We start from the raw sequence: 22,020 nt of genomic DNA on the forward strand, positions 1-22,020 counted from the left end.
CGCTAGGGCACCTGGTACTCGGCGTCGTGCACGTCCGTGATGAGCATCTTGCCCGGCGAGTGGCAGATGGCCAGGTCCGGCCTCGAGTGCATGACGATGGACTGCGGGGTTACCCCGCACGCCCAGAACACGGGGACGGTGCCCGCTGGGATGTCGATGGCGTCGCCGAAGTCGGGCTGCCCGAGGTCCTCGATGCCGATCAGGGAGGGGTCGCCCACGTGTACGGGCGCGCCGTGCACCGCCGGGTAGCGCGAGGTGATGCGCACCGCGTCTGCGACCTGGCCGGCCGGGATCGGGCGCATGGACACCACCATGGGGCCCGCGAATACGCCGGCGGGCTCGCACTGCAGGCTCGTGCGGTACATGGGCACGTTGCGGCCCTGGGCGATGTGGGCGACGGGGACGTGGGCGTCGAGAAGCGCCCGCTCAAACGTGAACGAACAACCAATGAGGAAGCCGACCATGTCCTTCGTCCAATACTCGGAGGCGTCGGTGGTTTCCTCGACGAGCTCGCCATGGCGGTAGAGGCGGTAGGCGGGGATGTCCGTGCGGATGTCGCCGCCCTCCATGAGGTGTGAGCTGACCTGGCCGGGCTCGAGGACGCCGATGACGGGGCACGGCTTCGGGTTGCGCTGCGCGAACAGCAGGAAATCGAAGGCGTGCTGCTTGTCCACCGCGATCAGGTTGGCCTGCACGTTGCCCGGCGCGAAGCCTGCGGTCGTGGTGACGTTGTGCTCGCGGAAGTAGGCGCGCGCCTCCGCCGGAGTCATGGCTGCCGGGTTTATGCCCACAGCGCGCTCAGCTTGGTCAGGGACATCACGCCCAGGACGACGGAGCCGAGCAGCACGACGAAGCCGATGATGAGCAGCGACTTCGGGTACTGGTACCCCTTGAGCAGGTCCGGGCGGCGCCACGCGGCCCACATCACCACGGCGAAGCCGATCGGCAGGATGATGCCGTTGAACGCGCCCGCGAAGATGAGCAGCATCTGCGGCGCGGCGCCCATGAGCAGGTACGCCACCGCGCACACCACGATGAAGGAGACGGTGAGCAGGTTGCGGGTGCGCTCCGAGGTCTGCTGCGTGGTGACGAAGGAAACCGAGGTGTAGGAGCAGCCGATCACCGAGGACAGCCCGGCCGCGAAGAGAACGAGGCCGAACGCGCGGAGGCCGAACTCGCCGGCGGCCTGGTAGAAGGCGTCCGCGGCGGTGTTGTCCTCAGACAGCGCCACACCCGTCGCCACCACGCCGAGCACGGCGAGGAAAAGCAGCACGCGCATGATGCCAATGACGATGATGCCCAGCACCGAAGAGCTCGTGATTTGCTTGATGTTTTCCAAGCCCGAGTTACCGGAGTCAATGAGGCGGTGGACGCCGGCGAAGGTGATGTAGCCACCGACGGTGCCGCCGATCAGGGTGGTGATGGTGAGGAAGTCGACGCGCTCGGGCAGGACGGTCTGCTTCAGCGCCTCCCCCACCGGCGGCTGCGAGACGATCGCCACGTACAGCATGAGCAGGATCATGATGGCGCCGAGCACCACCACAATGCGGTCCAGCGCCACGCCGGCGCGCTTGGACAGGAAGACGAGGACGGCGATCGCCGCGGAGATACCGCCGCCGATTTTCGGGTCCAGCCCCAGCATGGCGTTCACGCCCAGGCCGGTGCCCGCGATGTTGCCGATGTTGAAGACCAGCCCGCCGATGAACACCAGCGCCGCCATGAACCAGCCCAGGCCAGGCAGCACGATGTTGCCCAGCTCGTTGGCGCGCAGCCCGGAGATGCCCAGGACGCGCCACACGTTGAGCTGGATCGCAATGTCCACGATGATGGACAACAGGATGGCAAAGCCGAGTGCTGCGCCCATCTGGACGGTAAAGACCGAGGTTTGGGTGAGGAACCCGGGGCCGATGGACGAGGTCGCCATGAGGAAGACGGCGCCGACCATCGCGCCGATCCCCTTGCCAGAGCCTTGCGCGGCTTCTCTGGTCTGCTGCTCTTGAGTGGCCATTGCGGTGACCCCCATTTCTTTATACGCGGAAAAGTGACCCACGTAATGTTAGGCGATCATGTGACTTACGCGCCACTGCGGCCTACCCCTCGAGCTGCTCACCCAGCTCCAGCCACTCTATCTCCAGCTCGTCGCGCTGGCCCTTCAGCTCGCCGACCTGCCTCGTCTTCGCCCCGATCGCCTCGAAGTCGGGCGCGTCCTGCGCGGACATCGCAGCAATCTCGCCTTCCACGGCGGCGATCTGCTCGTCCGCCTTCGCGATCTTGCGGTCCAGCGCCTTCATCTTCTTCTGCAGCTCGCGTGCCTCCTGCGAGCTCAGGGCCTGTTGCTTCTCGACGCCCCCGTGCTCCTTCTCCCCCAAATCCAGGGGACCCGACGACGTGGACGTGGCCGCGCGTCGGTCCAGGTACTGCTGGATCCCGCCCGGCAGGTTGGTCAGCTTCCCGTCGCCGAACAGGGCGTGGGTGACGTCCGCGATGCGCTCGATGAGGTAGCGGTCGTGCGAGATCACCACGAGCGTGCCCGGCCAGGAGTCGAGCAAGTTTTCCAGCTCCTGGAGGGTGTCGATGTCCAGGTCGTTGGTTGGCTCGTCCAGGAGCAGCACGTTCGGCTCGCTCATGAGCACGCGGGTCAGCTGCAGGCGCCGGCGCTCGCCGCCCGAGAGGTCGCGCACCGGGGTGCGCTGCCGCTTCGGCGAGAACCCGAGCCGCTCGGCGAGCTGGGAGGCGGAGATCTCCTTGTTGCCCACGTGGACGTAGTTGGCCACGTCCTCCACCGCGTCGATGACGGTGCGGGAGGGATCCAGGTCGTCGAGCTCCTGGCGCAGCCACCCGATGCGGGTCGTCTGGCCTTCGACGCGTTTGCCGTCGTGAAGCGCGTGCTCGCCGGCGAGGGTGCGCAGCAGCGTGGTCTTGCCGGAGCCGTTGACGCCGACGAGGCCGATCCGCTCGCCCGGGGCGAGGCGCCAGGTGAGGTGGTCCACGAGGGTCCGGCCGTCGGGGGCGTCGATGCGCGCGTCCTCCAGCTCGATGACCACCTTGCCCTGGCGCTGCTTGGAAAAGGCCATGAGCTCGATCGAGTCGCGCGGGGCGGGCACGTCCGCGATGAGCGCCTCGGCGGCCTCGATGCGGTAGCGGGGCTTGGAGGTGCGGGCCGGGGCGCCGCGGCGCAGCCACGCGAGCTCCTTGCGCGCCAGGTTTTGCCGGCGCTGCTCAATCGCATCGGCTTGGCGGGCGCGCTCGGCGCGGGCGAACGTCCAGTCGTTGTAGCCGCCCTCGTACACGTCGACCGTGCCGTCGTGGACCTCCCAGGTCAGGGTGGCTACGGTGTCGAGGAACCAGCGGTCGTGGGTAACCACCACCACGGCGAGCTTGCGCGAGAGCAGGTGCTTGGCCAACCACTGCACCCCCTCCACGTCCAGGTGGTTAGTCGGCTCGTCGAGCACGATCAGGTCCAGGTCCTGCACGAGCGCGGCTGCGATGTTCACGCGGCGGCGCTCGCCGCCCGAGAGGTTGCCCACCTGGGTGTCCAGGCCGAGCTCCGCGACGCCGGTGCCCTGGAGGACCTCGCGCACCTTGCTATTCGACGCCCATTCGAACGTCTGCAACCCCAGCGGCTCCACCACCGCCTGGCCCACGGTGAGCTGCTCGTCCAGGTCGAAGCGCTGCGTCACCACCGCCATGCGCAGGTCCGAATTGTGCGACACGCGGCCCGCGTCCGGCGGCTCGATGCCGGTGAGCACCTCGAGCAGCGTGGTCTTGCCGCCGCCGTTGACGCCGACGATGCCGATGCGGTCGCCGGTCTGCACGCCGAGCGAGACCCCGTCCAGCAGGGTCTTCAGCCCCCACGTCTTGGACACGTTTTCCAGATTGATCAGATTCGCCATAACGAACCTGAGTTTACTGTGCCGCCTGTGCCCCAGGCGAAGGTCCCGTGGCGCCGAAGGACTCGTAGTCCGGATAGCGCTCGCGCACCTGTCCCAGCACCTGCTCGGCCGCGGCGGCGTCGCGGCACAGCAGCGCGATCGTCGGCCCGGAGCCTGACACCATCGAGCGCGCGACGCCGGGCAGCGCGCCGGCAAAGGCGAGGATCTCCACGAGGATCGGGCGCATGGTCGTGGCGGCCGCCTCGAGGTCGTTGTGCATCGCGCGGCCGAGCTCGTGGGCGTCGCCCCGCGTCAGGGCCCGCGCTACCGTGGCGGTGCCCAGGCGCGGGACGAGTGCGGGGTCATTGTGCCGCAAGTCATCGAGCAGGCCGAACGCCTGCCCGGTCGGGATGCCGACCTTGGGGTTGAGGAACACCCAGTGGGTGCTGCCGCGGGTGAGCATCTCCACGAGCTCGTCGCCGCGACCGGTGCCGAGCGCGGTGCCGCCCATGAGCGAGAATGGGACGTCCGCGCCCAGTTGTGCGGCGAGCCGGTGAAGCGTGTCTCGGCCGAGCTCGCTGCCGGCAAATTCGGCGAGGTAGGCGTCCGCCGCCACGAGCGCGGCCGCCGCGTCGGCGGAGCCGCCGGCCATCCCGCCGGCGACGAAGACCTGCTTGTCCACCTCGATGTGCACCGGCGGCAGCGCGGTGACCACCTCTGCGCCGCTGCGGCGGTACTCGTCCACCACCGCGTCCACGGCGCGCCAGGCCAGGTTGAAGGGGGCGTCGATGTGTTCCTCCGGGCACCGCACCCCGAACGTGGTGGTCATACCGGTGACCACGCTGCCGGTGGACACCGGGGGCGCGTCCTGCACGACCAACGTCACCGTCTCGCGGCGATCCACCGCCTGGAAGACGCTGACCAGGTCGTGGTAGCCGTCCGAGCGGGCCTCGCCAACGCCCAGATGCAGGTTGACCTTGCCGGGGGCAGATGCGGAGAAGCGTTGCGCACCGTTGCTCATCGCGCCTCCCCGAGCCGGATGAAGTCGTCGACCCCCAGCTTTTCGCCGCGCAGTCCGGGGTCGATCCCGGCCGCCGTGAGCGCCTCCTCGGCGGCCGCGGGGGTGCCGTAGACCTGGGCGAGGGTCGAGCGCAGGGTTTTGCGGCGTTGGGAAAACGCGGCGTCGATAAGCGGGAAGACCTTGGGGCGCACGGCGCGGCGGGCGGCGTCGGCGGTGACGTCGATGCGCACGAGGCCCGAGGAGATGTTCGGCGCGGGCCAGAAGACGTGCTTACCAATGGTGCCGGCGAGCGAAACGTCGCCGTAGAACGCGGCCTTGACGCTCGGCACGCCGTAGATCTTCGAGCCCGGCGCGGCCGCGAGGCGATCAGCCACCTCTTTTTGCACCATCACCAGCACGCGGCGGATGGTGGGGAACTCTTCCAGCAGGTGCAGCAGGACCGGCACGGAAACGTTGTAGGGCAGGTTTGCCACCAGCGCGGTCGGCGCGACGTCCAGGTCGGCGCGGGTCACCGCGAGCGCGTCGATGTTAGTCACCGTCAGCTTCGCGGCGTGGTCGGGGGCACGCTTCTCGACGGTCTGCTGCAGCCGGCCCGCCAACCGCGGATCAATCTCCAACGCGGTGACGTGGGCGGCGGTGTCCACCAGGCCGAGGGTGAGCGAGCCGAGCCCGGGGCCGACCTCCACGACAACGTCGTCCGGGGTCAGCTCCGCGGCGGCGACGATGCGGCGCACCGTGTTCGGGTCGTGCACGAAGTTCTGGCCGAGCTTCTTCGTCGGGGTGACGTCCAGCTCGGTGGCGAGCTCGCGGATCTCGACGGGGCCCAGCAGGTGGGATTGGCTCATGGGGACCCAGCTTACCCAGCCGGGTGGGGCGCGGAGCGACTAGCCAATGCCCAGCTTGGCGGTGCAGGCGGGCCATGCGCCCCAACCCTGCGCCGCCTGGACCTTCTCGGCCACGGCGATCTGCTGCTCGCGGGTCGCCTGGTTGGCGCTCGGGGCGTAGGCGGTGCCGCCGAAGCCGGCCCAGGTGCTCGGGGTGAACTGCAGGCCGCCCTGGAAACCGTTGCCGGTGTCGATGGCCCAGTTTCCGCCGGACTCGCACTGCGCGATGGTGTCCCACACGGAGCCGCCCGCGACGGACGGGGCGGCGGCGCCGGTGTTTCCCTGCTCGGACTTGGCGGCCTTCTTGGTGCCGCGGTGGATCACGGCCGGGCGCGCTTCCTTGGTCTCGTGCGCGGACGCGATGAAGGTCTCCTCCGGCACGCCGTTGACCACGACGGTGTGGCGCACGACCTGCTTCTCGCCCAGGACCTCTTCCTTGCGGACCTCCTCGGTGCCCTCCTCGAGCTCCGGGTCGTCGACGTACTCGGCCGGGGCCTTCACGTCCATGATCTCGCGGTCCTTGAGCAGCTCGACGCGGTCCAGCGTGATCTGCATGTTCGGGGTCACCGGCGCATCCAGGGCAACGTTGAGGCGGTCGTTGGAGTCGAAGGTCACGCCGCGCTCGGCGAGCAGGTCGCCGACGGTCTTCGCGGCGGCGGAGGTGTAGGTGACGTTGCCGCCGTCATTGATGGCCACGATCTTCGGGGTGGTCACATCCACGTTCAGCCCCTCGGTCACAGGCTGGTCGCGGTCCACGTCGGTCGCGGCGTTGGCCGCCAGGCCCGCCTCGTCCATAAGATCGCCCACGGTGGCGGCGGTGGAGGTCAGCTCCTGCGCCACGCCGTCAACCACCACGGCGACCGGCTTGGCGGTGCGCACAGTGACGGTGTCGCCGTTGGCCAGCTTCTCGCCCGGCGCCGGGTAGACCACGTCCTTGTCGCTCACCTGCACGCCGGCGGCCTCGAGGGCCTTGTTCACGTCGCCGGAGAAGGTGGAGACGTTGGTGGTCTCACCGTTCACGTCGACGGTGATGTCCTTCTGCGCGGCGACGGCAGCGGTGGCGCTGCCGACGATCGCGGCGCCAGCCACAGTGCTGGCCACAACGCGCCGTGCAGCGGGGGTGCGGGAGGTGGTGCGGGACATAGCGGGGATGGTTCCTTCTGTGATACGACCGTGTACTACTGCGGTAACAATACGGTAACGGCGCGGGGTTTACAAGATTGTGACCTCCGCGCGTGTCGCACTCCACAGCCCTATCGCAAACGTGCCGCCACTCGGCGCTTCTCCCTCCTCAGGCACCACTTTTGTCACACGTTGAACACGCGATCAAACGTTGCCGAGACCTCCTCGGCGAGCGCCTCGACCGCCATTCCCCGCGCCTCGGCGACCACCTTTGCCGTGTGCCCGATCAGCGACGGCTCGTTGCGCGCGCCCCGGAACGGCTCCGGTGTCATGTAGGGAGCATCCGTCTCAATGAGCAGCTGGCCGGCCGGCGCGAGCGCCGCCGCCTCCCGCATGCCGTCGTTGCGCTTGAACGTCACGTTTCCCGCGAAGCTCAGCACGTAGCCTCGCTCGATCGCCTCGCGCGCCACCTCCACCGGCGAGGAGAAGCAGTGCAGCATCACCTCGCGCGGGGCTGGCGCGTCCGCCAAAATGCGCATGAGCTCGGCGTCGCCCTCGCGGTTATGAATCATGAGCGCCTTCCCGCTCTCCACCGCCAGGTCGATGTGGAAACGCAGCGCCTCCTCCTGCACGTCCAGCGGGGCGGTGCCGTCCGCGTCGTGCTTGAGCCAGTAGGTATCGATGCCGGTCTCCCCCACCGCCACGCAGCGCTCGTCCTGGACCATTTCGCGCAGGCGGTCTCTCGTGGGCGCGTCGAGCTCGTGCGCGCGGGTCGGGTGGATCGCGCAGGCAGCGAACACGCGCTCGTTCGCGTGGGCCGCGGCCAGCGCGAGCTCGGCCTCGTCCAGCCCGTCGCCGACGGTGCACATCCGCTCGACGCCCGCGTCCACGGCGCGGGCCACCATCGCATCGACCTCGTCGCGGGTGCGGGCGCCGGCGGAGGCGAGGTGGGTGTGGGCGTCGATAAGCTTGGCGACGCGCTCGGCGGGCACTGGTGTGGGGCGTGGCTTCTTTTTGCTCATACAGTAGAGCCTATGGCATTCCAAGATTTGGACCCGCAGACCCGCACCCAGCTCGACCGCGACCTGGCCGAGGCCGCGGGCCGTGGCATCAACGGCGATGTCGACGCGGTAGTGAAGAGCTTCGAGCACACGCTCGGGTATTACCACCGGCTCCCCGAGGACGTGCGCCGCGGCTACCCGCGCGGCGAAACCGCCCGCATCTTCGGCGCAGCGCTTGGGGCCGCGCTCGTGCGCGACCACGGCTTTGCGTGGCAATTGCTTTTCGACGACTACGGCACCGACCTCGTCGTCGCCCGCGACATCGACACCGCCGAGCCGAAGTACGCCGCCCCCATGGTGATCGTGGACGCCCGCTTCGAGGACGCCGAGCCCGGCAAGCTCACCGCCTTCGTGCAGCAGTTCCTGTGAGCACTTTGCTAGGTTCAAGCCCATGGCTTCCTTTGATCGCGTCACCGTCCCCGCGCACACCGCAATCCTCGTGCGCGACACCGTCAGCCCCACCGAAATGGCCGCGCTGACCGGCCAGGCTCTGCCCAACCTGCGCGAGTTCCTCATCTCCACCGGCGCCGAGCCAGGGGCCGCGCGCGCCTACATCTTGTCCGAACCTCACGGCACCTTCGACGTCGGCGTCGGCTTTGTGGTGGACGAGCAGGATCTGCCACTGGTGGAGCCGTTCGCGGGCGACACCGGCGACGACCGCGTCGAGCTGGCGCACTTCGATGCGACGACGGCGCTTGTCCACCGCCACACCGGCCCGCGCACTGAACTCTCTGGGGCGTGGCGCGAGTTCGCCGCCGAGGCCGAGGCCGCCGGCGAACCGCTCGGCGCGGGCAGCTTCGAGGAGCTCGTGTCCGATACCGTGACGGACCTCTACCTGCACCTGCGCTAGCAAAGCAGCTTGTCGACGAACCCCGCCCCCGTCACCTCGCGCGTCCCCGGCCCCAGGCGCGGGTCAAGGTCCTTCGCGCACGGCACCATGTGGCCGAAGCCCTCGATGGTGGCCAGGTGCACCGGGGCATCACCGTCCCAGGTATCGAGGTGAATGTGCTCGCTCAGCTGCGTCCGGCCCCGAAACGATGCTCCGTTGCGTGCCGCGAAGTACGCGGCGGAATCGACCGCCGAGCGGGTCACGCCGCGGTTGTTGCCGCCGATGCCGGCCATGCCTCCTTCGTACGGGACGAGCGGGTCTGCGGTCCCCTGCACGCACAGGATCGGGGTCGGGTGCCATGCTCGCGACGGGTCACGCGGGGGAAGCGTGTTCTCCTCGGTGGGCATGGATGCCCCGAAGAGGGCGGCTGCGTGGAGGGTGGCGGGGGCGTCGATAAGCATGCGGATGAGCATCTGACCCCCGTTGGAGAATCCGCAGCCGATGACGCGCTCGTGGGGGTAACGCGCGAGGAGCGCGGTGAGGAAGCCGACGTCGTCGACGCCGAGCGTGCGGGCCGACTCGCGGAAGCCGCGGCGCAGGTCGTTGAAGTGACGGCCCACCCCGTCCGGGTAGATGACGGTGTGTCCGAGCGACTCGAAGGTGCGGTCCGTGAAGTTGCGTGCGACGTTGCCCGACTGGCGCGAGCCGTGCAAAAACAGGATCAGCGTGCCGGTGTCCCCGCCGGGGACCTCGACCCAGGTGCGCGTGCGCCCGCCGAATTCCAGCGAGCGCTTCCGCGGTCGTTGCTCGGTCACCCTGCTACTGGACGGGCGCCCACTCGGGGCCCGTCTGCCCCAGCTCCGGATCCAGCTTGGCCACCAGCGGCTTCGGCTTGGCAAGCTCGGTGCCGGCCTCGATGTCCACGCGCTGCCACACCGCCTGCTGGCTGGTGTAATCGCCGGTGATGGTCAGGTACGTCTGCCCCTTCTCCGGCAGACCGACGCCGACGAGGTCGTAGTCAGCGTCGTCGGTGATCTCCTCGATGCGCGGCTCCGCGGCCCACACGCCGGAGCGGCCGAGGGTCTCGTGGACCTTCTGCGCGGTGTGCGGCAGGAACGGGGTGAGCATTGCGTTGCAGTCCGAGACCACCTGCAGGGCGGTCCACAGGACGGTGGCCAGGCGCTCACGCTGCGTGTCATCCTTTGCCAGCTTCCACGGCTCCTGGTCCGCGATGTAGGCGTTCGCCTCGCCGACGACGTGCATGACCTTCGTAATCGCCGCTTTGAAGTGCGCCTTGGACAGGTCCTCGCCGGCGGTGGCGAAGGTCTGCTCGGCCAGGTCCAGGATGGCTCGGTCCGCGTCGTCGAGGTGTCCCGGGGTGGGCACGGCACCGAAGTTCTTGTGCGCCATGGACACGGTGCGGTTGACCAGGTTGCCCCAGCCGTTCGCGAGCTCGTTGTTCACGCGGCGGACAAACTCGTCCCAGGTGAAGTCCGTGTCATTGTTCTCGGGGCCGGCCACCGCGATGAAGTAGCGCAGCGGGTCCGGGCCGAACTCCTTGAGGAAGTCCTTGACGTAGATGACCACGCCCTTGGAGGACGAGAACTTGGAGCCGGACATGGTGAGGAACTCGGAGGAGACAACTTCAGTGGGCAGGTTGAGCTCGCCGAGCGCGTGGGACTCGCCGCCCTTCGCCCCCTTACCGGCGTAGCCGAGCAGCTCGGCGGGCCAAATCTGGGAGTGGAAGGTGATGTTGTCCTTGCCCATGAAGTAGTAGCCCTCGGTGGCCGGGTCCTGCCAGAAGGTTTTCCACGCCTCCGGGTCGCCGGTGCGCGCGGCCCACTCGATGGAGGCAGACAGGTAGCCGATGACCGCGTCGAACCAGACGTAGAGCTTCTTCGACGGGTTGTCCTGCCAGTCCTCCACCGGGATCGGGATCCCCCAGTCGATGTCGCGCGTCATCGCGCGCGGGCGCATGTCCTCGAGCAGGTTGAGCGAGAACTTGAGCACGTTCGGGCGCCAGTCCTGCCGGGTCTCGAGCCACGACGCGAGCGCGTCGTGCATGGCGGGCAGGTCCAGCATGAAGTGCTCGGTCTCGATAAACTCCGGAGTTTCCCCGTTGATCTTGGAGACCGGGTTGATCAGGTCGGCCGGGTCGAGCTGGTTGCCGCAGGTGTCGCACTGGTCGCCGCGGGCGTCGTCGGCACCGCAGATTGGGCAGGTGCCCTCGATGTAGCGGTCCGGCAAGGTGCGGCCTGTCGACGGGGAGATCGCGCCCTTGGTGGTCTCCTTGACCATGTAGCCGTTGGCGTAGAGGCCCTTGAACAGCTCCTGGACCACCGCGTAGTGGTTGCGCGTGGTGGTGCGGGTGAACAGGTCGTAGGACAGGCCCAGACCAGCAAGGTCGTGGACGATTTGCTCGTTGTAGCGGTCCGCCAGCTCCTTCACAGTCACGCCCTCTTTGTCCGCCTGGACCAGGAGCGGGGTGCCGTGCTCGTCAGTACCGGAGACCATGAGCACGTTCTTGCCGCGCATTCGCTGGTAGCGGGCAAACACGTCGGAGGGCACGCCGAAGCCGGCGACGTGGCCGATGTGGCGCGGGCCGTTGGCGTAGGGCCAGGCCACGCACACAAGAACGTTCTCAGGAGCCGTAGGGGTCTCAGGTAAAGTCATGGTGTTTAGCATAATCAACCCGCCCGGCCGGTCGAATCGGGGCATGAAAAATCCCCAGCACCCGGATGGTGGGGTGCTGGGGATGGTGGCGCGGTGGCGTCGAGAAGCGAGCGAGCGCTACTTGCGCTTGCCAGTGAAGGCGCGCTTGACCTGTGCCTTGCGCGCGTTCAGCTCGCGCTGATCGCGGTGCATGCGGCGCTCGATGGCCAGCTGGCGGGAGAAGCGCTCCTGCTCCTTCTTATCCAGGTAGATCGTGTCGTTGGACAGATCCTTCACAATCGCGAACATCAGCGCGATGAGGATAAGCAGGAACGGGGTTGCCGCGACGATGGTCACGGACTGCAGCGAGTTCAGCGCGTCCGAGCCACCGGAGATCAGCAGGGTGAGGCCGACGGCTGCGGTGGCCAGACCCCACATCGCGGCGATCCACGGCTTCGCGTCGGACTTGCCGTTCTGGGTCATGGATGCCATGACGGTGGAGGCGGAGTCCGCCGAGGTGATGAAGAAGGTGGCGAGCAGCAGCAGCGCGAACACGCCCATCACCACGCCACCCGGCAGGGAGTGCAGCAGGTTGAACAGCTGCTGCTCTGAGGAGCCGTCTGCGTAGATGGACTCGCCGGTCTGCTCCATGTGGATGGCGGTGCCGCCGAAGATGGCGAACCACACGGTGGACAGGCCGGACGGGACGAGCAGGACGCCCAGGCAGAACTCGCGGATGGTGCGGCCGCGGGAGATGCGAGCCAGGAAGGTGCCCACGAACGGGGACCAGGAGATCCACCATGCCCAGTAGAAGATGGTCCAGCTGGACAGGAAGTCGCCAGCCTCGCCGTCAGCACTCTCGGCGGTGCGGCCTGCCATCTCGAAGAAGTTCTGCAGGTAGGTGCCGACAGACGTCGGCAGCAGGTTGAGCTGTACGACGGTCGGGCCGAAGACGAACACGAAGATTGCCAGCAGCGCGGCGATCACCATGTTGGCGTTAGACAGCCACTGGATGCCCTTGGACACGCCGGACATGGCGGAGAGCAGGAACGCGAGCGTCAGCACGGCGACAATGCCGATGATGAGGCCGTTCGACGGGTCGTGGACAAAGCCGGATGCCTCGAGGCCGGAGCTGATCTGCATCGCGCCCAGGCCCAGGGAGCAGGCGGTACCGAAGATGGTGGCAAAGATGGCAAAGCCGTCAATGAGCTTGCCCAGCGGGCCGTCCGCGGCCTTCTGGCCGATCAGCGGGATGAACGCGCTGGACAGCAGCTGCTTGCGGCCGAGACGGAAGGTGGAGTACGCAATTGCGAGACCCATGATGGCGTAGACCGCCCACGGGTGCAGGGTCCAGTGGAACATGGTCTGCGACATCGCGGTGCCCACCTCGTGCGGCTCGTGGCCCGGCACGCCGTCGCGGTACATGGCCAGCGGCTCGGAGGCGCCGTAGAACATCAGGCCGATGCCCATGCCCGCGGCGAACATCATGGCGATCCAGGATGTCGTCTTAAACTCGGGCCGCTCGTCGGCGGAGCCCAGGCGGATGGTGCCGAAGTTCGAGCAGGCGATGACCAGCACGAAGACCACGAAGGCAGTGCCGCCGAGCACAAAGGCCCAGCCCAGATTGTTGATGACCCAGCCGAAGGCCGCGTCTGCGAAGTTGGAGAAATTCTCCGGCGCAAGCAAGCCCCACGCGACCATGGCGACCACGATGACCGCAATTGGCACAATGATGCCCCAGTCGACCGGCGCGTCCTCCGCGTCGGCCTGGCGCTCAATCTGCTCTTCCGGGTCCTGATAGTTGCCACGCTCGCCGGCACGATCGGCCTGCAGCAGCGAGACGAGCTCGCCAGCCGCGGACGGCGCGGGGTCGGTGGAGTTGTTCTCAATTTGCGGATCTGCAGTCCGCGGCTCTGCGCCCGGATCGTGCGGATCCAGGCCAGTCTCACGCTGAGACATTAATCACTCCTCAAAAGTATCGAAAAACTCGTATGACCTTTGCAGGGTATCTGATAAATAGTCTCAGCACGAACCGAGCGCAATCTTTTCCCGGATCTGGTAAAGGGGCGTTGTCGCTGCGTACGGCCGCGCCTAGTCCGCGCGCGCGGCAAGGGCCGCATTATAGAGGTCGCCCGTCTTCACGCCGTGCGCCTTGGCCACCGCCTTGCACGCGTCCTTCATCCGCTCACCCGCATCGACCCGCTCGAGGACGAGTTCCACCAGGTCCTCGGGGTTCTCCTCCGCCCTGGTGCCGCCCTCAATGACGACGGTGATCTCCCCGCGCACGCCTTCCTCGGCCCACGCGGCGAGCTCCTCCAGCGTGCCGCGCTTGACCTCCTCGTATGTCTTGGTCAGCTCGCGGCACACCGCGGCGCGGCGGTCGGCGCCCAAGATCTCGGCCGCGCGCGACAGGGTCGCGGCGATGCGGTGTGGGGACTCGAAGAAGCACACGGCGCGCTCCTGCCCCACCAGCGAGCGCAGCCAGGTCTCCTGGGCGCCGGGCTTGCGGGGCGCGAAGCCGTCGAAAAGAAAATGCCCCACGCTCAGGCCGGACAGGGCGAGCGCCGTGGTCACCGCGCTCGGCCCTGGCAGGCAGGTCACGGGAACGCCCGCGTCGTGCGCGGCGGCGACGATGGAGTGCCCAGGATCGGAGACCAGCGGCATGCCTGCGTCGGTGACCACCAGGACGACCCCGGCCCGCGCGTCCCGGAGCAGTTCCTCGGTGCGCGCGTCCTCGTTGTGGTCAAAGTTGGAGACGATCTTGCCGCGCGGCTCGACCCCCAGCGCCGCGGCCAGCGCGCGAGTCCGCCGGGTATCCTCCGCCGCGATCACGTCCGCGCGCTCGAGCAGTGTGCGCAGCCGCTCGCTCGCGTCCGCGACGTTGCCCAGCGGCGTGGCCGCGAGCACGATGCCGGTCTGTGGCAGCGAATCCTGGGGCAGATCTGTGGAGGCAACCATAAACGCCAAGCATACGCACGAACCAGTAAGATCCTTGTCCGTGAGTACCCAAGTGCCAGCTTCCGCCCCACCCGCGTCGCCTACGCTGCCGCCTGCGCCGAAGCGCTGGCGCGCGAAGCGCCCCGAGCCGTCCGCGCCCGTCACGGTCCCGTGGACCAAGCGCGATACCGTCTCCGCGACCGTGATCGGCGTGCTCGCACTGCTGACCCGCTTCATCGGGTTGACCCAGCCGACGTCGGGCGGCACGCCGGTGTTTGATGAGAAGCACTACGTCCCGCAAGCGTTCGACATGGTGCGCGACTACATCAACCCGGTCCTCGGCGGCATCGAGTCCAACCCTGGGTACGGCCTCGTCGTGCACCCGCCGCTGGGCAAGCAGCTGCTGGCGTGGGGCGAGCAGCTCTTCGGCTACACCCCGCTCGGCTGGCGCCTCATGACAGCGCTGGTCGGCACCGCCATCGTCGTCTTCGTCTTCCTCATCGCGCGCCGCGTAAGCCAGTCCACCAGTATCGGTTTGTTCGCGGGCATCATCGCGCTTTTCGACGGAGTGCTGCTGGTCACCGCCAAATTCGGCATGCTCGACGTGTTCGTGGTCTTCTTCGTCGTCGCGGCGGCGTGGACGCTCGCCGGCGACATGCAGCAGGTGCACCGCCGCTGGCACGACGCCTACCTGACCGGGAAGCTGGACGACACGGACGCGCTCGGCCCCCGCCTGGGCTTCCGCTGGTGGCGCTTCGCCACCGGTGTCCTGCTCGGCCTGGCCATGGCTGTGAAGTGGTCGGGCATGTACTACATCGCGTTCTACGGCCTGCTCTCCGCGTTCTGGGACCTCTGGCTGCGCAAGCGCTACGGGGTGAAAAAGCCGCTGGCGGGCGCGCTGCTTCGCGACGTCCCCTCCGCCCTCGCCTCCATCGTCCTCGTCCCCGCGCTGCTCTACATCTGGTCCTGGCGCGCCTGGTTCGCCTCGGAGACGTCCGTGTACCGCCACGCGGTTGCCGACGGCACCGTGGCCGACTCCGACTGGCCCTGGCTGACCAATCTCCCCTCCCCCGCCGCGGACTGGCTGTACTACCACTTTTCCGTCCTCGAGTTCCACAGCTCGCTGACATCGTCCTCCGGGCACTCCCACCCGTGGGACTCCAAGCCCTGGTCCTGGCTCGTGGCCTCGCGCCCCATCCTCTACTACTCCAACACCGACCTGGCCTGCGGCGAAGGCGGCACCTGCCGGGAAATGATCTTCCTCTTCGGCACCCCGGTGATCTGGTGGCTCACCATCCCGATCCTGCTGTGGGGCGCGTGGGTGTGGATCACCCGCCGCGACTTCCGCGTCATCGTCCCGATGGTGGCGTTCATGGCCGGCTTCCTCCCGTGGCTGGCCGCCTTCGACCGCCAGATGTACTTCTTCTACGCCGCCCCGCTCGTCCCGTTCACCGCGGTCCTGCTCGCACTCGCGCTGGGCAACCTGGCGCAGAAGGGTGGGCCCAGCGGCAACCGGCTCGTGCGGCGGTTCGCCGGCGCGGACCTGCGCACCGGACAGCTCGCCGTGATCGTGTACCTGGCGCTGGTCGTGGCCAGCTTCGTGTACTGGTCCCCCATCCTCTACGGCTTCATGGTGCCGGAGGACTACTACCACTCGCTCATGTGGCTGCCCAGCTGGAAGTAGCGCGCTAGCTGGGGTTCGCGTCCAGCAGATGCCAGGCGCGGCGGATTTCAATCCCGCGGTCCGCCACCCACGTCCAGACGAGCCCGAAGAGGGTGACCAGCGGGATGAGCACAATGCCGGGCACGAACTCGCCGGTGGAAAGCACCCAGTCGCGCACCGCGAAGCCCGCGGTAAAGGTGAACATCGTGCCCACGATAAGCAGGACGCCCGGGATCTGGCGCGGGCGCCAGGCGGTGACGCCGAGCGCCAGCGCGACGCCGAACCGGACTGCCGCAGTGGAGGTCTGCAGCGAATCCGTACCGCCGCCGTGAACCAGCAGCAGCACCGCCCACACCGCCCACACCACCGCAGCGGCGACAAGCGCCACGCGACCAATCGCCAGGGTGACAAGGCGGCGCTGCTCGAGCTTGCGCCACGTGTCGTCCACGCCCGCCATGATGACCTCGGAGAGGTCGTGGGGCGGCGCCATTCCGCCGTCCACTTCAGCGAAGCTCATGCGCCTGGAGAGGGAAAGCGCGCGCTCCCAGTAGGCGGTGCACTCCTCGCACTGCGCCAGGTGGGCGTCCACGACGGCGTCGTCAAGCCCGGGCGACTCGCCGTCGATACGCGCGGAGAGCGCAGCCTGGACCTCCTCGTGGCTAACCACGGGTGAGCACCCCGTCCAGGCTCGCGCGGCCCGTACCAAAGACCACGAGAGCGAAGAGCGCGGCAGCGAGCACCAGCGTGTACTCCACGCCCCCGTGCTCCACGAAGAAGCCGTTGCCCAGGTGCACGAAGTAGGCGGCGGCGAGCGAGAGGATGAGCAGCAACGACGCCGCGATCGTGGTGAGCAGCCCGATCACCAGGAAGGTCCCGCCGATCAGCTCGACGGCGCCCGTCACATACGCGCTAAGCTGCGGCTGCGGTACCCCCGCGTACGCAAGCTGCTCGGCAGTTTTATTCATGCCAACAGCGAACCAGTGCTGGTAGCCGCGGGCAACAAACACAGCCCCAACGACCAGGCGTAAGAGTAGGAGGGCGAAGTCTCGAACGGCAGGCCTGTTCATGACATTTACCCTACCGATGGAACCGAACGGCCATAAATCGAGTCAAATATCTATGAGCAATTTCAACGAAGCACCCAAGTCCCTACCCATCACCTGCGACGACGGCCTGGTCCGCCCGCCGTGGGCCGCCACCGATCCCCTCCTGCGCGAGTATTACGACACCGAGTGGGGCATGCCGCTTACCGACGAAGCGTCGCTCTTCGAGCGCGTCTGCCTCGAAGGGTTCCAAGTCGGCCTGTCCTGGCGCCTGATCCTGTCCAAGCGCGACGCGTTCCGCGAGGCGTTCAACGGCTTCGACCCAGACGACGTCGCCGCCATGGAGTCCGTCGACCACCTGATGGACAACCCCGGCCTTATCCGCAACCCGAACAAACTCAAGGCCGCGGTCACCAACGCGAGGGCGACCCTCGCGCTGCGCGAGGAGGGCACGCACCTCGGCGAGTTCATCTGGTCCTACAAGCCCTCGACCACTCCCCGTCCCCGCACCGCCGAGGAGGTACCGACCGCCTCACCGGAGTCCAAGGCGCTCGCGCGGGACTTGAAGAAGCGCGGCTTTATCTTCGTCGGCCCCGTCACCATGTACGCGCTCATGGAGTCCGTGGGCATCGTGGACACCAACCTCGTGGGGACGTGGCGGCGCGGCGCCTCCGGTGTGTGGAGCGCCGAGGAGCTCGGCAAGGGCTGACGAGGGGGCTAGCTAGCAGTCCTCCATATCCGCGAAGGCCTCTTCAACAGAGGCGTGCTCCTCGCGGGATTCCTCCCACACCTCCTTGGCTGCGGACAGGTTAATGACGGCGATAATCGCGCCGACGACGATGTCGAACCAGGCGGTGGACCACACGAACGTGAGGAGGCCTGCCACGATGATAAGGAGGTTAGCCAGGGCGTCGTTCCGCGCCGCGAGCCACGCGCCCTTGGCCAGCGAGGACCCTTGGTCCCGCAACCGCAGCAGAATCACGGCGCAGATCACGTTCACAACGAGCGCGCCGACCGCGACGCCGGTCAGCCCCTCGGGCGAGGGCGCAACCGGGTTGATGAGCTTGGTCACCACCATAACGATGGCGGCGATCGCCGGAATGAGGATCAGCGCGGCGAGCACGCTGCCGGCCACGCGACGGCGTTGTGCCGGCCACGCGACCGCGACGAAGACAAGCAGGTTGATCGCGGTGTCTTCGAGGAAGTCCGCGGAGTCTGCAGCGAGCGATGCCGAACCGATTGCGAGCGACGCGACGAACTCGACGAAGAAGTAGGCCAGGTTCAGCAGCGCGACGATGAGGACGGCGCGGCGGATGGTTTGCGTGGTCACGAGTCCCTCCTACACGAAACCCCGCTGCCGGCACCGTTTGTGCTGGCAGCGGGGGTAGTTTCCCTTGTGGAGCTAAGGGGAATCGAACCCCTGACCTTCGCATTGCGAACGCGACGCTCTACCAACTGAGCTATAGCCCCTCGCTGGTTTGAAAGGTTACTCCTTTCACCCCAGAGCATGAAATCCGCAGGTCACTAGCTTGCGCGGGGCGTGTACTCGCCGTAGCCGTCCTCCCGCGGCTGCGGGCGCACGTAGCCAGGCAGCGCGTCGAAGTCCGGGTGTTCCTCATCCAGGTCCAGGATCACGGAGCCGACGCGGCGGCGCTCGCGGGGGGTGGGCTGCGGGCGGTCCACGTCAACGCCGAGGCGGGCGCGGCGCAACTGGCGCACGCGGCGCTCGTGCAGCGCGCGCTCCTTCTTCACCACGCCACGCAGGACGATGAGGAACCAGGCGGTCAGCCCGGCGGTGATGGCGGGCAAGACCCAGGTCCACCCGCCCACGACGAACGCGACGACAAAGGTGACCACAAAGGAGGCGATGAGCACCAGCAGGGTGCGCTGGCGGCGCTGGAACCGGTCCGCCTTTGCGGTGCGCTCGCGCTCCGGGTCGTAGCCGCCGCGCCCACGGCGGGTCTTGGCAAACTCCAGGTCGCTGTCGTCCGGTTCAAAATCGGGCTCGGGTTCCGACTCAGGTGCGGCCTCGGCGGTGGCGGAGTCGCCTGAGTCCTGAGAGTCCTCAGAGCCCTCGGGGGCGTAGCCGAAATCTGAGGGCGCGCCATAGGACTCGCTCATCTCGTAGCGATCGGCTTCCGCGTCAGTCTCCACGACGGTGGAGCCGCCCTGAGGCTCCTCGTCACCCTTCTCGTCAAGGTCGACGACGGTGGACCCCGCCTCCTCGTCCTCCGGCTCGGCGTCGATGACCACGGGTCGGTCTTCCTGGGTCGCGACCTCTTTGCGGAAGAAGTTGCGGAGGGTGGGTGTGTCGTCGATAAGCACCTGCTCCTCCTCGGTCTCGACGAGCTCAACGTCATCTTCGGCGGCGGTGTGGTGGTGCACATCGGCCGGCGTGAGCTTGGGGCGGCGGCGAGCAACGACGGGTTCGGTGCCGCCCTCGTGCAGGACGCGCGTTTCCTCGTACCCCTCGCCAGAGCGGCGAATCTTCTTCGTGCTCCCCAGCATCATCGGCGCAAGCACGATGACCCACACGACGAGAATGAGGACCAGAATGAGGCTCGGGCTGCCCATGGACAATGCCACCTTTCAACGCAACCAATTGGGTGTGTACACAGAACTGGTCCCAACGCTATCCGTGCGCACTCGGCCCCACCGCCAGGCGCGCCGGACCCTGCGCCTGAAAAATTACTGAACCGGCCGAACGCGCCCCGCCGCGCGCAGGCGCTCCACGGCGGTGTGCGGGAAATCGTCCGAGTTCAGCGCTACGAAGTGGTGGTCGCGCCACTGCCCGTCGATGTGCAGGTTCTTGCGGAGGTAGCCCTCCTCGCGGTAGCCATTTGCCAGGAGCACGCTTTTCGACGCCGGGTTGTCCGGCAGGAACGTCGCAGTCACCCGGTGCATGCCCACCCTCGCGAAGGCGTGGTCCGTGCCGAGCGCGCACGCCGCTGTCGCGATGCCGCGCCCCATGAACGGAGAGTGGACCCAGTAGCCGATCCAGCACTCGCTTACCGCGCCGTGCTGGATATTGCCCAGCGTCACCTGCCCGGCGAACTCGCCGTCCGCGACGATGACCAGCGGCACGACGACCCCGTCAGCCGCCAACTTTTTCAGGTTGAGCCAGTTGGCACGCCAGGCTTGCGGCGAGTGCGCCTCACCCCACGTCCCTTGTACGGTCGGCTCGACCGGCTTGAGCCAGTGCTCGTCCAGCACGCGGGTCTCGCTCCATGCGCGGCCGTCGCCGGATCTGAGCGGGCGCAGGTGGACGTGTGTTCCGTCCGCCAGCCGCAGCGCGGGTGTCGTTTCCGGCCAGCCCGGCGTGGGCTCGCGGAAGAGTGCAAACAGATCCACCGGGGCGGGTTCCTAGCTGCGCTGCTGCAGGAATTCAACATCCACGAACTCGCCGGGGCGCACCTGGAGCACGTCCTCGGGGATGCAGATCATGGCGTTGGCCTCGGCGAACCCGGCGAGCAGATGCGCCGCACTGCCGTCGAGCGTGCCCAGCGACTCCACCAAGTACTCCCCCGTCTCCATATCCCGCATGAGGCGCGCGCGAATGTAGCCACGGCGGCCCTTGATGGAATCAATGTGGCGCACCGAGCGGGCCTGTACCGTGCGGCGCGCAACGTTCGCCTTCCCAAGCGACTGCCGGATCGCCGGGCGCACCAGCGTCTCCGCAATCACCAACGCGCTGACCGGGTTGGACGGCAGCAGGAAGACGGGCGTGCGCTCCTCGCCGAGCAGGCCGAAGCCCTGCACGGACCCGGGGTGCATGGCCACGCGCTGCGTGTCGAGCTCCCCCATCTCGCGCAGCACGTCCTGGATGACGTCCGCGCCCGAACCGCCAACGGCGCCGATCACGATGACCACTTCGGACCGCGCGATGTGCCCGGCGATCGTCTCGCGCAGGCGGCGCGGCTCCGCGTTGACGATGCCCGCGCGCACCACGCCTGCGCCGGCCTCCTCGGCGGCGGCTGCAACCGCGTACGACGCGACGTCGTACACCTGCCCAAGGCCCGGGTCGCGGTCCACGTCCACCAGCTCGAGGCCGTAGCTCATCACGGTCACGCGCGGGCGCGGGTAGACCAGCACCTTCTCGCGCCCCGCGGCGGCCACGAGCCCGATCTGCGCCGGTCCGAGCACCGAGCCCTGGCGCACGGCGATGTCCCCCGGCTGGATGTCCGAGCCGGGTTTGCGGACAAAGTCGCCGGTGCGCACTGCGCGCGACGGGGTGACGCGCTTGCGCCCCCGGTCACTCCATTCCAGCGGGAGGACGGCGTCCGCGAGCGTTGGCAGCGGCGCGCCGGTGGCAACGCGCACGGCCTGGCGCGGCTGGAGGCGAAGCGGCTTCTGCGAGCCCGCCGCGACCTCCCCCACCACGGGCAGCGTGCGGTCGCGGTGCGGTATGCGGCGTTCCGTAGTCTCCCCGCCGTCCTGCTCCTCCGGGGGCTCCGCGGCGAGGCGCAGGCCCGCGGTGCCGCCCACGTCCACGGAGCGCACGGCGTAGCCGTCAACCGCTGCCTGTGAAAAGCTGGGCAACGGGGCGGTTGCGGCGATTTCCTCGGCGCACATGAGGCCGAGGGCATCAAGGATTCCGACGCGGATCGGCTCAGGCGTCACCGCCGCGTCTACCACCATTGCTTGCTGGTCTTCAACGCTGCGCATTGGACCAATCCTAGTGGGAACTAGCGGACAATATCGGGATTCTCCGCTTCGAAGTCGCTGATAATCTGCTTCAGCGCCGTGTACAGGGCCGGACCATACTTCTCGTTGTGCAGCCCAAAGTCCACATTCGCCGGGATGTACCCGCCCGGATTGCCCAAATCGTGGCGCTTCCCGTCATGCACCACCACGTGCACCGGGTGGCCCTCCGTGATCATCAGCTCGATTGCATCAGTCAGCTGCAACTCACCACCCTTGCCCGGCTCGATCCGGC

At 68.0% G+C, this 22,020-nt stretch carries 21 protein-coding genes, 1 tRNA gene and 1 pseudogene; 4 read left to right on the plus strand and 19 right to left on the minus strand.

The annotated features are described in order from the left end of the window. Nucleotides 1-2: 2 nt before the first annotated feature. The 7 genes from FPH17_RS04495 to FPH17_RS04525 form a co-directional block, all read right to left on the minus strand. Nucleotides 3-770, minus strand: coding sequence for a putative hydro-lyase (locus FPH17_RS04495; protein WP_154878823.1), 768 nt, complete (start codon nt 768-770; stop codon nt 3-5). A gap of 11 nt (nt 771-781) precedes the next feature. After that, nucleotides 782-1,945, minus strand: coding sequence for an NRAMP family divalent metal transporter (locus tag FPH17_RS04500; RefSeq protein ID WP_203085521.1), 1,164 nt, complete (start codon nt 1,943-1,945; stop codon nt 782-784). Nucleotides 1,946-2,090: 145 nt separating this feature from the next. Next, complete coding sequence (locus FPH17_RS04505; RefSeq protein WP_154878824.1) at nt 2,091-3,893, minus strand: ABC-F family ATP-binding cassette domain-containing protein; 1,803 nt, start codon at nt 3,891-3,893, stop codon at nt 2,091-2,093. A gap of 13 nt (nt 3,894-3,906) precedes the next feature. Further along, nucleotides 3,907-4,893 (minus strand): 4-(cytidine 5'-diphospho)-2-C-methyl-D-erythritol kinase, encoded by a 987-nt coding sequence (locus FPH17_RS04510; RefSeq protein WP_095276968.1) that lies wholly within the window; start codon nt 4,891-4,893, stop codon nt 3,907-3,909. Beyond that, nucleotides 4,890-5,738, minus strand: coding sequence for a 16S rRNA (adenine(1518)-N(6)/adenine(1519)-N(6))-dimethyltransferase RsmA (gene rsmA, locus FPH17_RS04515; protein WP_095276970.1), 849 nt, complete (start codon nt 5,736-5,738; stop codon nt 4,890-4,892). The genes FPH17_RS04510 and rsmA overlap by 4 nt, the downstream gene beginning before the upstream one ends. Before the next feature lie 39 nt (nt 5,739-5,777). Beyond that, nucleotides 5,778-6,920: a resuscitation-promoting factor gene (locus FPH17_RS04520; RefSeq protein WP_095276972.1), complete on the minus strand. Its 1,143-nt coding sequence runs from the start codon at nt 6,918-6,920 to the stop codon at nt 5,778-5,780. Between the two features lie 164 nt (nt 6,921-7,084). Beyond that, a complete protein-coding gene (locus tag FPH17_RS04525) occupies nt 7,085-7,921 on the minus strand; it encodes a TatD family hydrolase (RefSeq protein WP_144717238.1) in 837 nt (278 codons plus the stop codon). Nucleotides 7,922-7,933: 12 nt separating this feature from the next. Between FPH17_RS04525 and FPH17_RS04530 the strand changes: the two genes are divergently transcribed. Beyond that, nucleotides 7,934-8,329 (plus strand): DUF3806 domain-containing protein, encoded by a 396-nt coding sequence (locus FPH17_RS04530; RefSeq protein ID WP_095276976.1) that lies wholly within the window; start codon nt 7,934-7,936, stop codon nt 8,327-8,329. Nucleotides 8,330-8,351: 22 nt separating this feature from the next. Further along, nucleotides 8,352-8,810, plus strand: a complete 459-nt coding sequence (locus tag FPH17_RS04535; RefSeq protein ID WP_154878825.1) for a GyrI-like domain-containing protein — start codon at nt 8,352-8,354, stop codon at nt 8,808-8,810. Here FPH17_RS04535 and FPH17_RS04540 read toward each other — a convergent pair. The 4 genes from FPH17_RS04540 to rsmI form a co-directional block, all read right to left on the minus strand. Then, the gene (locus FPH17_RS04540; protein ID WP_095554956.1) at nt 8,807-9,604 is read right to left on the minus strand and encodes a CE1 family esterase; all 798 of its coding nucleotides are present in this window, start codon (nt 9,602-9,604) and stop codon (nt 8,807-8,809) included. The two genes, FPH17_RS04535 and FPH17_RS04540, sit on opposite strands and share 4 nt — an antisense overlap. 4 nt (nt 9,605-9,608) lie before the next feature. Next, nucleotides 9,609-11,462, minus strand: coding sequence for a methionine--tRNA ligase (gene metG, locus FPH17_RS04545; RefSeq protein WP_095537721.1), 1,854 nt, complete (start codon nt 11,460-11,462; stop codon nt 9,609-9,611). A 117-nt stretch (nt 11,463-11,579) separates the two neighbouring features. Beyond that, a complete protein-coding gene (locus tag FPH17_RS04550) occupies nt 11,580-13,400 on the minus strand; it encodes a BCCT family transporter (RefSeq protein WP_154878826.1) in 1,821 nt (606 codons plus the stop codon). Between the two features lie 132 nt (nt 13,401-13,532). Continuing rightward, complete coding sequence (rsmI, locus tag FPH17_RS04555; RefSeq protein ID WP_144717233.1) at nt 13,533-14,399, minus strand: 16S rRNA (cytidine(1402)-2'-O)-methyltransferase; 867 nt, start codon at nt 14,397-14,399, stop codon at nt 13,533-13,535. Between the two features lie 34 nt (nt 14,400-14,433). On the opposite strand from rsmI, the gene FPH17_RS04560 reads away from it, so the two are divergent. Next, entirely contained in the window at nt 14,434-16,062 is a 1,629-nt protein-coding gene (locus FPH17_RS04560) for a protein O-mannosyltransferase (RefSeq protein ID WP_414437223.1), read from the plus strand. A gap of 4 nt (nt 16,063-16,066) precedes the next feature. On the opposite strand, the gene FPH17_RS04565 is transcribed toward FPH17_RS04560, so the two are convergent. Next, nucleotides 16,067-16,708, minus strand: coding sequence for a zf-HC2 domain-containing protein (locus FPH17_RS04565; protein ID WP_095553230.1), 642 nt, complete (start codon nt 16,706-16,708; stop codon nt 16,067-16,069). After that, nucleotides 16,701-17,108, minus strand: coding sequence for a DoxX family protein (locus tag FPH17_RS04570; protein WP_095537724.1), 408 nt, complete (start codon nt 17,106-17,108; stop codon nt 16,701-16,703). Before FPH17_RS04570 ends, FPH17_RS04565 begins: the two co-directional genes overlap by 8 nt. Nucleotides 17,109-17,160: 52 nt before the next feature. Between FPH17_RS04570 and FPH17_RS04575 the strand changes: the two genes are divergently transcribed. Next, complete coding sequence (locus FPH17_RS04575) at nt 17,161-17,793, plus strand: DNA-3-methyladenine glycosylase I (RefSeq protein ID WP_154878827.1); 633 nt, start codon at nt 17,161-17,163, stop codon at nt 17,791-17,793. 12 nt (nt 17,794-17,805) lie between these two features. Here FPH17_RS04575 and FPH17_RS04580 read toward each other — a convergent pair whose 3' ends face one another. The 6 genes and pseudogenes from FPH17_RS04580 to FPH17_RS04605 all read right to left on the minus strand — a co-directional run. Next, nucleotides 17,806-18,414 carry a cation efflux transmembrane domain-containing protein gene (locus tag FPH17_RS04580; RefSeq protein WP_154878828.1) on the minus strand — a complete coding sequence of 203 codons (609 nt, stop codon included), beginning with the start codon at nt 18,412-18,414 and terminating at the stop codon, nt 17,806-17,808. Between the two features lie 67 nt (nt 18,415-18,481). Next, nucleotides 18,482-18,554: transfer RNA gene (locus tag FPH17_RS04585), tRNA-Ala, on the minus strand. A 54-nt stretch (nt 18,555-18,608) separates the two neighbouring features. Then, entirely contained in the window at nt 18,609-19,658 is a 1,050-nt protein-coding gene (sepX, locus tag FPH17_RS04590; RefSeq protein WP_154878829.1) for a divisome protein SepX/GlpR, read from the minus strand. Nucleotides 19,659-19,772: 114 nt separating this feature from the next. Then, nucleotides 19,773-20,435 (minus strand): GNAT family N-acetyltransferase, encoded by a 663-nt coding sequence (locus tag FPH17_RS04595; protein ID WP_154878830.1) that lies wholly within the window; start codon nt 20,433-20,435, stop codon nt 19,773-19,775. Between the two features lie 12 nt (nt 20,436-20,447). After that, the gene (gene glp, locus FPH17_RS04600) at nt 20,448-21,749 is read right to left on the minus strand and encodes a molybdotransferase-like divisome protein Glp (protein WP_154878831.1); all 1,302 of its coding nucleotides are present in this window, start codon (nt 21,747-21,749) and stop codon (nt 20,448-20,450) included. 20 nt (nt 21,750-21,769) lie between these two features. Then, nucleotides 21,770-22,020 (minus strand): annotated as a pseudogene (locus FPH17_RS04605) (UTP--glucose-1-phosphate uridylyltransferase); the annotation flags it as partial.

It is taken from the genome of Corynebacterium gottingense (genome assembly GCF_007559235.1).
Classification (GTDB): Bacteria; Actinomycetota; Actinomycetes; order Mycobacteriales; family Mycobacteriaceae; genus Corynebacterium; species Corynebacterium gottingense.

Coding starts and splice junctions, on each gene's coding strand:
- FPH17_RS04495 (WP_154878823.1), bottom strand. CDS start 770: ATGACTCCGGCGGAGGCGCGCGCCTACTTCCGCGAGCACAACGTCACC.
- FPH17_RS04500 (WP_203085521.1), bottom strand. CDS start 1,945: ATGGTCGGCGCCGTCTTCCTCATGGCGACCTCGTCCATCGGCCCCGGG.
- FPH17_RS04505 (WP_154878824.1), bottom strand. CDS start 3,893: ATGGCGAATCTGATCAATCTGGAAAACGTGTCCAAGACGTGGGGGCTG.
- FPH17_RS04510 (WP_095276968.1), bottom strand. CDS start 4,893: ATGAGCAACGGTGCGCAACGCTTCTCCGCATCTGCCCCCGGCAAGGTC.
- rsmA (WP_095276970.1), bottom strand. CDS start 5,738: ATGAGCCAATCCCACCTGCTGGGCCCCGTCGAGATCCGCGAGCTCGCC.
- FPH17_RS04520 (WP_095276972.1), bottom strand. CDS start 6,920: ATGTCCCGCACCACCTCCCGCACCCCCGCTGCACGGCGCGTTGTGGCC.
- FPH17_RS04525 (WP_144717238.1), bottom strand. CDS start 7,921: ATGAGCAAAAAGAAGCCACGCCCCACACCAGTGCCCGCCGAGCGCGTC.
- FPH17_RS04530 (WP_095276976.1), top strand. CDS start 7,934: ATGGCATTCCAAGATTTGGACCCGCAGACCCGCACCCAGCTCGACCGC.
- FPH17_RS04535 (WP_154878825.1), top strand. CDS start 8,352: ATGGCTTCCTTTGATCGCGTCACCGTCCCCGCGCACACCGCAATCCTC.
- metG (WP_095537721.1), bottom strand. CDS start 11,462: ATGACTTTACCTGAGACCCCTACGGCTCCTGAGAACGTTCTTGTGTGC.
- FPH17_RS04550 (WP_154878826.1), bottom strand. CDS start 13,400: ATGTCTCAGCGTGAGACTGGCCTGGATCCGCACGATCCGGGCGCAGAG.
- rsmI (WP_144717233.1), bottom strand. CDS start 14,399: ATGGTTGCCTCCACAGATCTGCCCCAGGATTCGCTGCCACAGACCGGC.
- FPH17_RS04570 (WP_095537724.1), bottom strand. CDS start 17,108: ATGAACAGGCCTGCCGTTCGAGACTTCGCCCTCCTACTCTTACGCCTG.
- FPH17_RS04575 (WP_154878827.1), top strand. CDS start 17,161: ATGAGCAATTTCAACGAAGCACCCAAGTCCCTACCCATCACCTGCGAC.
- sepX (WP_154878829.1), bottom strand. CDS start 19,658: ATGGGCAGCCCGAGCCTCATTCTGGTCCTCATTCTCGTCGTGTGGGTC.
- glp (WP_154878831.1), bottom strand. CDS start 21,749: ATGCGCAGCGTTGAAGACCAGCAAGCAATGGTGGTAGACGCGGCGGTG.